The 13,900-nt window shown below is 46.4% G+C and carries 10 protein-coding genes; 8 read left to right on the top strand and 2 right to left on the bottom strand.

Annotated elements, in window-relative coordinates:
• Window positions 1-121 precede the first annotated feature (121 nt).
• Entirely contained in the window at window positions 122-547 is a 426-nt protein-coding gene (locus AB0L18_RS13350) for a DUF2147 domain-containing protein (protein WP_367393096.1), read from the bottom strand.
• Between the two features lie 96 nt (window positions 548-643).
• On the opposite strand from AB0L18_RS13350, the gene AB0L18_RS13345 reads away from it, so the two are divergent.
• From AB0L18_RS13345 to AB0L18_RS13330, 4 genes are all read left to right on the top strand, one after another.
• A complete protein-coding gene (locus AB0L18_RS13345; RefSeq protein WP_367393095.1) occupies window positions 644-1,663 on the top strand; it encodes a hypothetical protein in 1,020 nt (339 codons plus the stop codon).
• A 10-nt stretch (window positions 1,664-1,673) separates the two neighbouring features.
• Window positions 1,674-2,519, top strand: coding sequence for an HAD-IIA family hydrolase (locus tag AB0L18_RS13340; RefSeq protein ID WP_367393094.1), 846 nt, complete (start codon window positions 1,674-1,676; stop codon window positions 2,517-2,519).
• Window positions 2,520-2,716: 197 nt separating this feature from the next.
• Window positions 2,717-3,778, top strand: a complete 1,062-nt coding sequence (gene prfA, locus AB0L18_RS13335; RefSeq protein ID WP_367393093.1) for a peptide chain release factor 1 — start codon at window positions 2,717-2,719, stop codon at window positions 3,776-3,778.
• 70 nt (window positions 3,779-3,848) lie between these two features.
• Window positions 3,849-5,351 carry a S10 family peptidase gene (locus AB0L18_RS13330; RefSeq protein ID WP_367393092.1) on the top strand — a complete coding sequence of 501 codons (1,503 nt, stop codon included), beginning with the start codon at window positions 3,849-3,851 and terminating at the stop codon, window positions 5,349-5,351.
• Between the two features lie 268 nt (window positions 5,352-5,619).
• Here AB0L18_RS13330 and AB0L18_RS13325 read toward each other — a convergent pair whose 3' ends face one another.
• On the bottom strand, window positions 5,620-9,183 hold the full coding sequence (locus AB0L18_RS13325; RefSeq protein ID WP_367393091.1) for a hypothetical protein: 3,564 nt from the start codon (window positions 9,181-9,183) through the stop codon (window positions 5,620-5,622).
• A gap of 258 nt (window positions 9,184-9,441) precedes the next feature.
• Here AB0L18_RS13325 and AB0L18_RS13320 point away from each other — a divergent pair, with 258 nt between their 5' ends.
• The 4 genes from AB0L18_RS13320 (at window position 9,442) to AB0L18_RS13305 (ending at window position 13,783) form a co-directional block, all read left to right on the top strand.
• Entirely contained in the window at window positions 9,442-10,083 is a 642-nt protein-coding gene (locus AB0L18_RS13320; protein WP_367393090.1) for an MBL fold metallo-hydrolase, read from the top strand.
• Complete coding sequence (locus AB0L18_RS13315) at window positions 10,083-11,531, top strand: aspartate aminotransferase family protein (RefSeq protein WP_367393089.1); 1,449 nt, start codon at window positions 10,083-10,085, stop codon at window positions 11,529-11,531. Before AB0L18_RS13320 ends, AB0L18_RS13315 begins: the two co-directional genes overlap by 1 nt.
• A 14-nt stretch (window positions 11,532-11,545) precedes the next feature.
• On the top strand, window positions 11,546-12,586 hold the full coding sequence (locus AB0L18_RS13310; RefSeq protein ID WP_367393088.1) for an NADP(H)-dependent aldo-keto reductase: 1,041 nt from the start codon (window positions 11,546-11,548) through the stop codon (window positions 12,584-12,586).
• A gap of 450 nt (window positions 12,587-13,036) precedes the next feature.
• A complete protein-coding gene (locus AB0L18_RS13305) occupies window positions 13,037-13,783 on the top strand; it encodes a DJ-1/PfpI family protein (protein ID WP_367393087.1) in 747 nt (248 codons plus the stop codon).
• Window positions 13,784-13,900: the final 117 nt, after the last annotated feature.

The raw sequence follows: 13,900 nt of genomic DNA, 5'->3' as shown, positions 1-13,900 counted from the left end.
GGCGTTGAAAAAATTTATACTAAAACTAGGAAAAGGTAGGCCTTATTGTTTGTTAGGTAGATATTTTTTTGTTAATGGGTGGGTTAGTAGCAATGAATATTGCTTTGCTGGTAACGGTCGTTTATTCTACCCGATACCACACTTGTGTGCGGTAAAGCCCTGTCCAATGTTTACCCCGCACCTGTAGCTCGTCGGTTTTCCCTTCTTCAAACCAGATACTACAACCGTAAGTGCTACCCGACTCGGGGTCTAGAATGGTTCCATTTTTCCAGTAGTCGCGATAAGCCTCCAAATTTTCAACAATGACCATACCTACGATGGGTTTATTCTTTTTATCACCCTCACAAGCCTCGCAAAGGGTATCGTCTGGCTTGAGGAGCAAGTCAATGACTTTACCGTACAACTTACCATTACGCTCGTAGATTTCCACTTTAGATCTGGCTTTCCCAGAATTATCATCAATCGTCTTCCAAACGCCTATCGGAGATTGTGCATAGGCAAATACTAAGCTGGTAAAAAGTAGCAAAGTGCTTAATAGATACTTCATAATTGAGAATGTTTTATCGGTAAACGTCCGACGGTAGAAATTGTTATTAGCGTTGTTCTTGCTATCTTCCGCAAAAATTAGCCCTTACCACAATTTATGGATTTCCTCACCATCATTCGCTATGCCTGGATGGCCTACGATAGCACCCGTCCGATCAAGCGCATTACCGATATCAGTGCCATGGTATCAACCAACCACGTTTACAAAATACGATTAGAAGATGGCAACAACATCATCGCGAAACTCTCCTATTTCGGAAAGTACGAGCATTTTGTAGAAGATCACACCATTATTAATGCGCTTTCTAACAACTTGCCCGTGCGCTACGAGAATTTTCTTTCGCGCGCATTGATGAAAGGCAACCAACTGTTTTTTCATCGTTTCCAAAATGATATTATTGATGCTTGGGTGGTTTTTTTCCGTCCGATCAAAATCAAAAAAAGCTTGCCTCGTCGTTTAGAAGACAGCGACATCGCACTGCTGGGAAAAGAGTTTGCGGAGTTTCACAAAGGCTGCAGCCTGATCCGGCATACCCTCCCCATTACCTCTAAAAACATGACCACCGACATCAACCAGCTGTTACAGGTGGTGGATAGCGAGTTTCCACTTTACGCTGATGATATCAAGCAACAGTGTGATCTATTCCTCAACAATACTTACAAAATCAACGTCCACGGTTTTGAGAAGATCCCCGTTTTTGTGGATTGGAACATTGGCAATTTTTCGGTTTCAGCCAATGGCAAGTTTTATTCCCGCTGGGATTACGACTGGTTTCGGATGAGTTCGCGCATTGTTGATTTTTACTTCATCAGCAGAATTGTCTCCAACGTCGGCGACCGAACGGTCTTTACTTATAATGTAGACACCCTGATGGAGGATCGATTTCTGCTGTTTTTACAGCACTACCACAAAGTCTACCCGCTCACCCAACCAGAAATACTATTTTTACAGGAAGCTTATCGCTTTTTTATTTTGAATTACGTGATACGCGAAGGCAATTACTTCTTTCGGAAATCTATCGCTACCCAGCTTCAGCGTGAAGCTTTGGAACAGCATCTACCAAATATCGAACAAGTATTTTCCGCCGATAAAATTTTACGGGCCCTGAATCTTTAAATACTCAGACATGGACAAAGCTTCCTTTTTAGACATAGCAGACGGCTTCAAAGCTATTTTTTTAGATTCTTACGGCGTTGTCAAAAACCACCGGGGCCTTATTCCCGGTGTAGAAGCCAACATCAATGAATTACGTCGGCGAGGAAAGATCATCCGGATTCTCACCAATGATGCCTCCCGCAGTCCGGAGCAACAAGCAGAGCGCTTTGCGCTACAAGGCCTGCCCGGCATACTGCCCGAAGAGGTGGTCACCTCGGGCATGATGGCCAAGATGTTTTTGTCTCAAAAAGTACGCAGCGGCCGCGTAGCTTACTTGGGTACCGCCAACTCTGCCCACTATATTTTAGATGCCGATTTACGGGCCGTACCGGTAAGTGCCCTCGACCTTAACGACTGCGATGATGTAAGCGCAATGGTGTTCCTCGACGACGAAGGCTTCGATTGGAACCACGACATCAACAAAACCGTCAATCTACTGCGTAAACAAAACATCCCCGCCATCGTTGCCAACGGCGATAAGCTCTACCCCGTAGCAAAAAACGACGTGTCTATTGCCACTGGTGGGATCGCCAAACTGGTAGAAAGCATCCTCAACCGAAAGTTTATCCATTTTGGCAAACCGGATACCCAAATGTTTAATTACGCCTACGAAACCATCAGCCAAAACGGAGTCATTGATAAAAGTGAAATCCTAATGGTCGGTGATACCCTCCACACTGACATTCTGGGTGGCAACAAATTTGGGGTGATGACCATGCTCGTCCTTTCGGGCAATACCAGTGAAAAAGAAGTAGATATTCGGGTGCGCTCTACCGGGATTATTCCCGACTTTATTTGTGAATCGATTGTGGCGTAAGGAGGAACTAATTGCGCTTGTTTCTTATTGATGCTATCTAAAGTTTTCCGTACCTTTGCGGTCGCAAAAAAGTAAAGTATGATGTTTCCGGCCATTTGGTTCTATTAGCTGTTTTACAGCCATCCTATCTTGTAGCTCACGGCTACCCTATCTCTTTATTGAATCACAGCTTTACTTTACCCCTCCAATTCAACATTATGCTAGATAAATTAGCTGCCATCTACGATCGTTTCCGCAATTTGGAAGAACAGTTGTCCGACCCTTCGGTCATCGGTGACATGGATCGTTTTCAGAAAGTCAACAAAGAGTACAAGAAGCTACAACCCGTTGTAGATGCTTACCACCAATACCAGGAATTGCTCGGCAATATCGCGACGGCCAAAGAAATGCTCCGCGATCCGGAGATGAAAGACATGGCAGAGATGGAGCTGGAGGAGCTCAAGCCTGAAAAAGAAACCCTGGAAGAAGCCATCAAAGTCATGTTGATCCCCCGTGACCCCGAGGATGAACGTGATGTTATTTTTGAGATCCGCTCCGGTACCGGTGGTGATGAAGCCAGTATTTTTGCGGGAGACCTCCTGAGAATGTACTCTCGTTATTTCGATGAGATGGGTTGGAAATACGAATTGCTCTACGAAAACGAAGGAAGCGCTGGCGGTTACAACAAAGTGGTGGTAGAGGTAAGTGGAGAAGACGTATTCGGGCGACTCAAGTTTGAATCTGGTGCACACCGTGTACAACGGGTGCCGAAAACGGAGTCACAAGGCCGGGTACACACCTCAGCAGCCACGGTGGTGGTAATGCCTAAACTGGAGATGGAGGATGTAGACATCAAAAAGTCAGATCTTAAAATCGACACTTTCCGGGCCAGTGGTGCGGGTGGTCAGCACGTCAACAAGACCGAATCCGCCATTCGGATTACTCACTTACCTACAGGTACGGTATCTGAAAGCCAGGACGGGCGTTCTCAGCACAAAAATAAAGAGATTGCCATGACCCAGTTGCTCCGCCGTATTCAGGAGCAAAAGCGGGAAGAACACGAAAACAAGCTGGCCTCCAAGCGCAAGAGCCTCGTAGGTACGGGCGACCGTTCTGATAAAATCAGAACCTACAACTACCCTCAAAACCGAGTAACGGATCACCGTATTGGACTTACCCTTTACAACCTCGATCAGATCGTAGAAGGCCAGATTGGCCCGGTTATCGAGGCACTCCAAATGGCTGAAAACGCAACTAAGATGGAGGAAGGGATGGTGTAATTAGTTCTTTAGAAAGAAGGATGGTAAATTAGCTGATTACTTTTACTGTTCACTTTCTAATCGACTAGTCATGAAAAAACCTATCCTTATTCTTTTCAGTATCTGCTTTTGTCTTCTGCTTCGTGCACAAGAAGACAAAGCAGCCCCTATTGTTCTTCCTGCCGAGGTAAGCACCACAGCACAACAAGTTACCATCAACGGTAAAACCATCCCACTAACGGCAAAGGCGGGCACCATGCAACTGCGGGATGAAAACAATGAGGTAATTGCCCTCTTTGGCTTCACCAGCTACACCAAAAACAATGCTACGGCAGATCGGCCTATCGTCTTCGCTTACAATGGTGGGCCGGGTTCCTCCTCTTTTTGGCTACACATGGGCGTTTTGGGGCCAAAGCGCATTGTCGTTAATGACCCAGACTTCACCTCGGCCGCACCCTATCCACTCGTGAACAATGAGTACTCTATTCTGGACATCGCGGACTTAGTGATGATTGACCCCGTTGGTACCGGCCTGAGTGTTCCTACTGGCAAGGCTGAATTCAAAGACTTCTGGGGCGTTGATCAGGACATTCGCAGTATCAGTCTTTTCATTACGCAATATTTGATTAATAACGATCGGCTCAATTCCCCGAAATTTCTCCTCGGAGAGAGTTATGGTACCTTCCGAAATGCTGGCGTGATGAAGCGTTTGCTTTCGCAAGGCATTGCGATGAACGGCGTTATCATGGTTTCTGCCGTTTTTGACCTACGCACCCTTTTATTTCCGCCCAATGATGATATGCCCTACGTTGCACATTTTCCCACCTACGCAGCTACCGCCTGGTACCACAAAAAAAACCAGACCCGGCATGACAACCTCGAGCTATTCCTCGAAGATGTACGCAAATTTACGGTAGAAGAATATGTCCCAGCCCTTTTCTTGGGGGATCAAATCAGTGCCGAACGAAAGCAGGAGGTTGCACAAGGTCTAGCCATGTACTCCGGTCTGAGTGCAGCATTTTGGCTACGTGCCGACCTGCGGGTGAAAGCCGGAGAATATTTTCAGGAATTACTCCGTGAAGAAGGGATGACGGTTGGTAGATTAGACTCGCGCTACAAAGGCACCAATGAAGACTTACTCAGTCAGTTTGCAGATTATGATCCTCAAAGCAGTGCTATTTCTCCCGCCTACATCACCACTTTTCTCGACTACCTCCACCGGGAGCTTGGTGTAAACAAAGACTTGATGTACACCATTACCGCTGGCCGACGGGATGGCTTCAAGTGGGACTGGAGCCATGAGGGCAACGTTATCTGGAATGCCAATGCCGCAGTAAATACCGCACCGGACATGGCAACTACGCTTACAAAAGACCCTAACATGAAGGTGCTCATCTTGAATGGCTACTATGATCTAGCGACCGTCTTTTACGGAGTGGAGCACACCATTGATCACCTGGGACTCAAGCCTGAGATCAAAGACAATATCATTATGAAGTATTACGAAGCGGGGCACATGATGTACACCCACGAGCCCTCCTTGATAAAATTCAAAGAAGACGTAGCCGCTTTTATCCGGAGCTGTACGGAGTAATTTGATGCCAAGCATAGGCTATCCCAGCCAATAAAAGCACATCGCGTGGATGGTTAGCAACACAAACAACAAAGGGAAAAGAAGGACAAGGCGTTTTCTGTTTTTCATGACAGGTCTGTTTTGATACAAACCTATTGGGAATTCTCCTTTTCCACCACCTTATCTGCGTATGTGTTGGGAGTTGATGAGTAAGCGATTACCCCCTGGCCATTATAGTTGTTTAAAACTACATGGCCAGGGGGTAAAACAATGTGACTACTTGACAAGGCTAGAAATCCATCCCAAGTGAAATGTGCAACTTAGGATCTTGTACCAACCGAGTTTCAAGGCCCCAAGCATAATCAAGACGAAAAAGGTACCCAAAGAGAAGCATCCTTGCTCCTACACCATAACTAAACACCAATGGGTCACGGAAGTAAACAACCCGAGCAGTGACTGGCGTAAAGACGGTAGGGTTTTCCGGGAATGTGGTTGTGTTCAGCGGATTCTCATCACTATAAGGATCAGGACCACTCCAAGCAGTGCCCGCATCAAAGAAAGCTACGGCCTGGAAGTTGCGGAAGAAAGGCGATCCAATACGCTCGGAGAAATACCGAAAAACGGGAATTCTTAGTTCAGCATTGGTAAGAATATAAGAATTGCCATTACGGATATTGATATCAAAACCGCGCAGATTGTTGGCCAGCGTGACAAAACCTGCCGGATCAGATGGTGTGGGGATGTTGTTATTAAACGAAGGCAACAACCAATTATCGGTCCCTCCTAAGTAATAAAGAATCTTATCCCGACCGAAAGAGACAGCTCCAGCCAAACGGAAGGCCAATATTGAGCGCTTGTCGATTTTCAGGTAATGCCGAGCATCAATTCCCGCTACCCCCATAAATCCTTTAGCAATATCAAATTCGAACTTAGGATCGATGCTAGCACTGAATGATTTAAAATATTCCGTGTAAAATTTCATCCGTGTTCCCTGCCGAAGGTTCAAAGCGAGATCTACCGTATTATCAAATACGTACTCCAGTCGTAGACCAATACGTTGGGTGCGCTCTGGTGCTGGTGCATCTTCTAATGCGGTCTGATCCGTAGCCAGGTATTGAACCCGATCCCTTCGGATGGTGCTTGTTGCGCGCAAGCTCTGGAAAATATCCAGCGGATAACGAACACCATACTGACCCAATACCACATTGTTTTCCCGTCGCCATGGCACAAAAGATGCACCTTCTTCAGAAAATCGCTGGTTTCTGCGATACACTGCGTAGTAATGATCTAAACGGCGCTTACGACTCTGCATCGTCAGGAAGTATTCTGTCCCATTAAAGCTGGTAGGCAAACGCATACCTCCCTCCACGACGTAATCCTCAAAAAGGTCTTTAAAATTGGCTTTCAACAATAGGCTCAGTGGCTGTGTATTAAAACCATTAGGATTTGCGGCATAGCTGTCTAAGCCTTCAAACAACAAACCATTATCCATGTTGAAAGTCACAAAATCCGTCCGGAAGGTTGTCCTGTAGGGAGTAATCCGTCCAGGCCGGAAGCGGTAAACCTCAGTATTGGTTTTATCCCTGACCGTTGCGACCCTCTTCGGCCTGGTCCCAAAATTATTGAGATCATCCTGGGTAGAAGCAGGAGTAGCAGGTTCTTTTTCGGTCGCTGCGGGCTTAGGCTCGGCAAAAGATTCTTGTTCAGAAAACTCGCTTTGGAACAGGTAATTGTCAATATCGATTATTTCGGTACTGTCAACGGCTGCTGGTGGCGGTGGCAATTCGGGGGTGAATTCTTCTGGTGGTGGCAATGTTTCAATGGTCGGTTCCTCTTCTACCTTGGGAGGCTCCTCTACCAATTGTGTATCAACTTTCACTAGCTCGGCCTGGGATGGAGTCTGCTCACCTAGGGTGATTTTCCTAGCATTTTGGAAAATCGTCGTATTGACACTAGGAGAGGTAGCTGCATCTAATTCCCGCAATAATATCTGTCCGGGTTCAGCACCTGGCCGTGGAAAGTATTCCAATACCCTTCCCGTGCGTAATGCCACATTCTGAAAGAAGAGATTTTTATCATAATTCGTCGATGCCGATACCACGGCACGTTCCTTTATAATGGGGTAGACGACGATGGTATCAATCAGCGTAGTATCCAGCATGGTCAAGCTGGAGTCGGCGTGTAAAACAATTTCCGTACCATCTTCCAACTCGATGCGCTGTTCGTAATGATCAATATAATCTTCCAGAAAGCCTACTTCTCGGTTGTAATACCCACTCCGGTCTGATAGGTAAGCAAAATACGTGGTATCTATCCCGATGGGTTGTCTTTCATTCGCCAGTGGAGTATCCGTTACGCGTACCAGCTCCCCTGGACGATTGGTTAGATCATAATAATAGAGGTCAAATGTGGTAATGGGCAAAATGGTATCCAGGCCGCGTGCTTCCAACGAGGTTGTCGTACGATTGGAGGCAAACAAGATTCCGGTGCGATCTCTTACTTTTACGGGCACAGCATCTAGATCATCCCAAAAATCAGTCGTAATTCGCTGTGATTGACGGGTAGCTGGATAGTAGAGGAAGATATCTGAAAATCCTCTGACAGTACCCGACAATACCATGGTGGAAGGATTAACGTATTCCAGGCTGTACACTCGCTGGTATTCGGTACTCAGCTCCTCGGTTATTTCTTTCTTTTCGAGCAAATTATAACGCAACAAGCGGGGGCGGTCGCGATTTTCATACAGGATAGCAAGTTCCTGTCCGCTTGGATTCCAGGCCAACAAGGGGTAATTATAATCCGTAGCCTGGATCGCATTGCGGAAACCGCTCTTAAAAACCATCTCCCGCTCGCCCGTCTGCAAGTCCTGCATGAAGACTTTGTAACGGCCAATCTCATTGATTACGTAAACCAGTCGTTGCCCATCCGGACTAATTTTCAATTGACTTAAGGGGAGTTCTTTTTTATTTTTTATGGTTACCTCCTGCCCTTCCGGGGGAATTCTATTTTGGCTATCAATGGCATAGCGCTTATTGAAATAAATCTGCCAATCATTGAGCGTTATCTGGTAGGGCGTTCCGAGCACATAAAGGAAGCCACTTTCTACACTACGGTTGATTCGGGTGAGGTACAGTAAGTTGGAGACGGTCGGTTTGCCGTACAATTCAGCAATGTAATACCAAAAAGCATGCCCTACCAACTTGGGATAATCAGCGGCCATGGCTTCAAAGCCAGCGTACTCTCCTGAAGCCAGCAATTGCCTGAGCTGATCATCCTGCTGCGTGTTCCACTCTTCTCCAATATAAGCCACCAAACCTTCTTTAAACCAATCCGGCAAATTCAGCAATACGGCATTTTGTACGATTTCCTGCAAATTTGCACCAAAGAGCATGGCTTCCAGGTAAACAGAGGCAATGCCTTCCCTGATTTGCCGCCGTAGATCATTGTGATCACCATTGAAGTAAACGAAAATTTTATTCCCTGCGATTTTTGTTTGACCGGCTACATTGGTAAAAGCTTCGTCATTGCCAATATTGCTCTGTTTCAAATCCGTAAGATCAACATAAGTGATGATCTGGATTTTTTCGTTCATCCGGTGTTCCAGAATACTTTGAATATAGGCAAAATCGTATTCCGCCATCTGAACGACCGACTGGCCAATGTTGCGTGCTTCCCCGTACCAATAGGTAATAAAGTTATCGCTTTCATACTTCATCCACTCGTCAAAATCACGGTGATGTTGCACCCTGTTTTTACCAAAAATCACTTGAGAGGTTTGAGCCACTAGCGACTGGGTCGCCAATAGGCAAAGGATGCTGAGAAGAGAGAAAAATGGATAGTGTAGTTTGCGCATAGCAGAATTTTTACGAAAATAGGGGAAAGCGAAAGACCTTAGTAATTTAAGCTAAAATTGGATCACCTTATTTTTATATGCTCACTTAAGGATTGTTGGTTAAAAAATCAATACCTGAAAAGGCCATTTTGTTTAGTGACCTTAAGGATTTGGCTACTTTTGTAGAGGCATACTTTAAACTTGGTCTTAAACAAGACTTAAGGTATTCCTTTTTTCAATAAAATGAAAGTGCAAAACTTACTATAAAACCAGAAAACTATGGCACAAGTTGTGCAAATGACGTTTAATCCTTTTCAGGAAAACACCTATATCGTTTATGATGCCACTGGCGAGTGTGTCATTTTTGATCCGGGGTGCTTTGAAGCGCACGAAAAACAAGCACTTCGCAAAAAGATAGAAGACCTCAACTTGCGCCCCGTTCGCCTGATCAATACACACTGCCATCTGGACCATGTGTTTGGCAACAAATTTGTCGCGGAGACCTATCGACTTCCGTTGGAAATTCACGCGTTGGAAGCACCTGTCCTGGCGATGGTGCCGCAGGTTTGCCAGATGTACGGATTGCCCTTGCCGGAAGAAAGCCCCGAGCCAGGCAAGTTCCTAAAAGAAGGCGAGACCATCACCTTTGGGAATACCGTACTGAAGATGCTTTTTACGCCCGGCCATTCTCCCGGCAGCCTCAGTTTTTACTGCGCCGAGGATAAATTTGTCATTGCGGGTGATGTCCTTTTCTACGGCAGTATCGGCCGTACAGATCTCCCTGGTGGTGATCACGACACCTTAATTACGGCCATTAAAACGCAATTGCTACCCTTGGGAGATGATATTACGGTTCATCCCGGGCACGGCCCCGCCACCCGAATGGGCTACGAGCGCAAAAACAACCCATTTTTGAACTAATGGCACAAGACACCACAGGCCATCTTTTGGCTCAAGCTTACAGCCCCGCTAATTTTCGAGCATTGGGCCACCAGCTTATCGACTTACTTGCCGACCATCTGGAAAAGGCCCACGACCCGGGAAACCAGCAATTGATCAACTACAGGGATCCCGAAGACGAGTTGAAATTTTGGCAAAATGATTTTGCTCATGCTGGCCAAGAAGGAAGCGCTTTGCGTTTTTTTGAAGACATACTGGATCATTCGATTCACCTTCACCATCCTCACTACATAGGTCATCAAGTATCGGTGCCTGCGCCAATAAATGCTTTAGCAGGGATGGTTTCGGACATCCTCAGCAATGGTACTGGGGTCTATGAAATGGGCATGGCTTCTAATGCGCTGGAACGAGTAGTGACCGATTTTACTGCTCAGAAAATTGGTTATCCAGCAACGGCCAGTGGATTCATCACCTCGGGCGGCACACTGGCCAATCTTACCGCATTGCTGGCCGCCCGTGCCGCCAAAGCTCCTCAGCAAGTATGGACCAAGGGGCACGGCGAAAAGCTGGCCATCATGGTTTCAGAAGAAGCGCATTACTGTGTAGATCGGGCCGCTCGGATACTGGGTATGGGCAGTGAGGGGATCATTAAAATCCCCGTAGACAAACAGTTTAAGATACGTACCGATTTACTCGAAAGCTACTATCAAAAAGCAGTTGTGGATGGGCTTACCCCTATTGCCTTGATTGGATGTGCGGGGTCTACCGCCACCGGCTCCTACGATGACCTTGGTACGCTGGCCGATTTTTGCGAAAAGCACCACTTGTGGTACCATGTAGATGGTGCCCACGGGGCTGCTGTTGCTTTTTCTGAAAAGTACAAGCATTTGGCAGCAGGCATGGAACGAGCCGATACCATTGTGCTTGATTATCACAAGATGCTGATGGCTCCGGCACTCAATACCGCGCTGCTATTCAAGGAAGGTCATCGCTCCTACGAAACCTTTATCCAGCGTGCACAATACCTCTGGGAGGCGGAACAATCGCCGGAGTGGTACCATTCCGGCAAGCGTACGTTCGAGTGTACCAAGCTCATGTTGTCCATTAAAGTGTACGCCACTTTAAGGTGTTACGGGGCCTCGATTTTTGGTAAAAACGTTGATCAGCTTTATGACCAAGCCCAGGCTTTCGCCCAAATACTGCACCTCGCCCCCGATTTTGAGCTGGCTGTTGTACCCGAAGCGAACATCGTTAATTTCCGCTACACTGGCCTTCCTAGAGAGCAGTGGGATATAAAAAATGGACAAATCCGTCAACGATTAGTAGAAAGTGGCAGTTTCTACATTGTGCAAACGGTGATCAATGGCGAACGCTGGCTACGCAGCACCGTTATGAATCCTTTTACGAACCAACAGCATTTTGAAAAATTACTGGACAACATAAGATCAATCGCCCCTACGCTTGACTGACCACAAACTATAAAATGAGATACCAAACCATTCCCCGTACCGACCTTAACGTAAGCAAGATATGCCTGGGCACCATGACCTGGGGCGAACAAAACACGGAAGCCGAAGGCCATGCCCAGATGGATTTGGCCGTAGAAAAAGGTGTTAACTTTTTTGATACTGCAGAACTTTATCCTTCCCCGGTAAAACCTCGCACCCAAGGCGACACCGAAACCTTCATCGGTAACTGGTTGAAAAAATCCGGCAAACGAGCTGAAATCATTCTCGCCTCCAAGATTGCTGGCAACAGCCCTTTCGCCCAGCATATTCGGCCCCAGCTTGGCTTCAGCAAAGCCAGCCTGGAAGAGGCCCTGGAACTAAGTCTAAAACGTTTGCAGGTTGATCACCTCGATCTTTATCAACTCCATTGGCCCAATCGGAAGACCAACTTTTTTGGTCAACGCGATTATCAACATGATTCAACGGATGAGTGGGAAGATGATTTCCTGGAAGTACTCACCAATTTGGACAGTATCATCAAAAGTGGAAAGGTTCGCTACTTTGGCTTAAGTAACGAGACCCCCTGGGGAATGATGCGTTACTTGCACCTTGCCGAAATGCATGATTTACCTCGCTGCGTAAGTATCCAAAATCCTTACAGCTTGCTGAACCGGACTTTTGAAGTTGGTTTATCTGAAATGAGTATCCGCGAAGACGTTACCCTTCTCCCCTACTCTCCATTAGGTGCCGGAATGCTGAGCGGAAAATATCATCTAAAAACCGACGAGCCCGGCAACCGCCTCAACAAATACAAAAACGTAAAACGCTACAGCTCCGAGCAATCCTGGGAAGCAACCCGCCGCTACCTGGAAATCGCCCAGGCCAATAACCTGACGCTTGCCCAGATGGCCTTGGCCTTTGTGAATGACCAACCCTTTGTGACCAGCAATATCATCGGTGCCACAAGTCTGCAACAACTTGAAGAAAACATTGACAGCATTGATATTCAGCTTTCTGAAGAGGTGGTAAAAGCAATCAATGAAGTACATGCGCAAATTCCTAATCCGGCGCCTTAGGGGTCGGCGAAGTCTCTGTAAAGATTCGGGCTGCATTGAGCTCTATTAGCATTTTTACGCAATACGGAGTTGTTAAATAATGTAACCAAAAAGAATAACCAACAAAAAATAATTTATTTCAAATACTTATTATTTTTTGTTAATTAAAAGATATTAATTAACTTTACTGAACCTTAGTGAATTGACAACTCAGTAAGATAATCAGCGGTAACAACCCCCACTTTGTCATGTGGGAATTTCAACGGATTTTTTTTAGCGTATTGTTTGGCTGTTGCTAACTTAGCAGCAGATATAGACGCTTGCCCTGAACGGTCGTTAGACCAAGGGGTATACTCGGCGATCTGGCAGGAGGGTGGGCCCTCCACTTGGGGCTACTATACCTACACTACTCTCAAACTATTCCCTCGCTCCCTCTCCATTTGTCATTCCCCTCACCTAAAAACAGCAGTCATGAAAAATTATACCAGCTTACTCATAGGTGGCCTATTTCTACTCTTTGTGTCTTGTACGCCTACCCTTGATTCGAATTCAGCTAGAGATGATGCCTTTCCAAGACCAGGTGTCGTGCTTGAACCCAATCGCTACAACGTTGCCTTTCTCATCATGGACGGCGTATACAATACCGAGCTCACTGCCCCTTATGACATTTTCCAACACACCATTTTCCGCGACAGCATCAAGGCGATGAACACTTTCCTGGTCGCCAATACCCTAGCGCCGATAACGACCTTCGAAGGCTTACAAATTCTTCCTCATTTCAACTATTTGAGCGATAGTCTTCCCCCTATCGACATCCTGGTTGTTCCCAGTGCGGAACATCACCTGGACAGTGATCTAGAGGATGATGCAATGCTTAGGTTTATAAAAGAAGTGGCCGCACAGGCCCAGTTCATCACGAGTCATTGCGATGGCGCATTTGTGCTGGCCGAGGCTGGGTTACTCCGCGACAAAGTGAGCACGACCTTCCCTAGCGACATTGCTGCTATGAGGATCCGTTATCCTGATCACGATATCCGAGAAGACGTCTTGTTTGTTCACGATGGCCAATATATCACTTCGGCTGGCGGTGCCAAATCTTTTGAAGCCGCCTTGTACCTTTGCGAACATCTCTATGGAGCAGAAGTGGCACGCAGGCTAGCCCAGGGGCTGGTTATCGACTGGAAACTGGAAGAGGTACCCCATTTGGTCATCGAATAAAAATCTGATAGACTTTCGGCGAATGCCAAATTCGTAGAGGGACTTTAGGTACAAGGTATAGGGATATACACCACAATAAAAAGCACGATCAGTTTTGTTCTAGTAGGCTTCGGCTTG

The organism is Lewinella sp. LCG006 (assembly GCF_040784935.1).
GTDB lineage: Bacteria > Bacteroidota > Bacteroidia > Chitinophagales > Saprospiraceae > Lewinella.
This window is presented reverse-complemented; position numbering and strand designations above follow the sequence as displayed.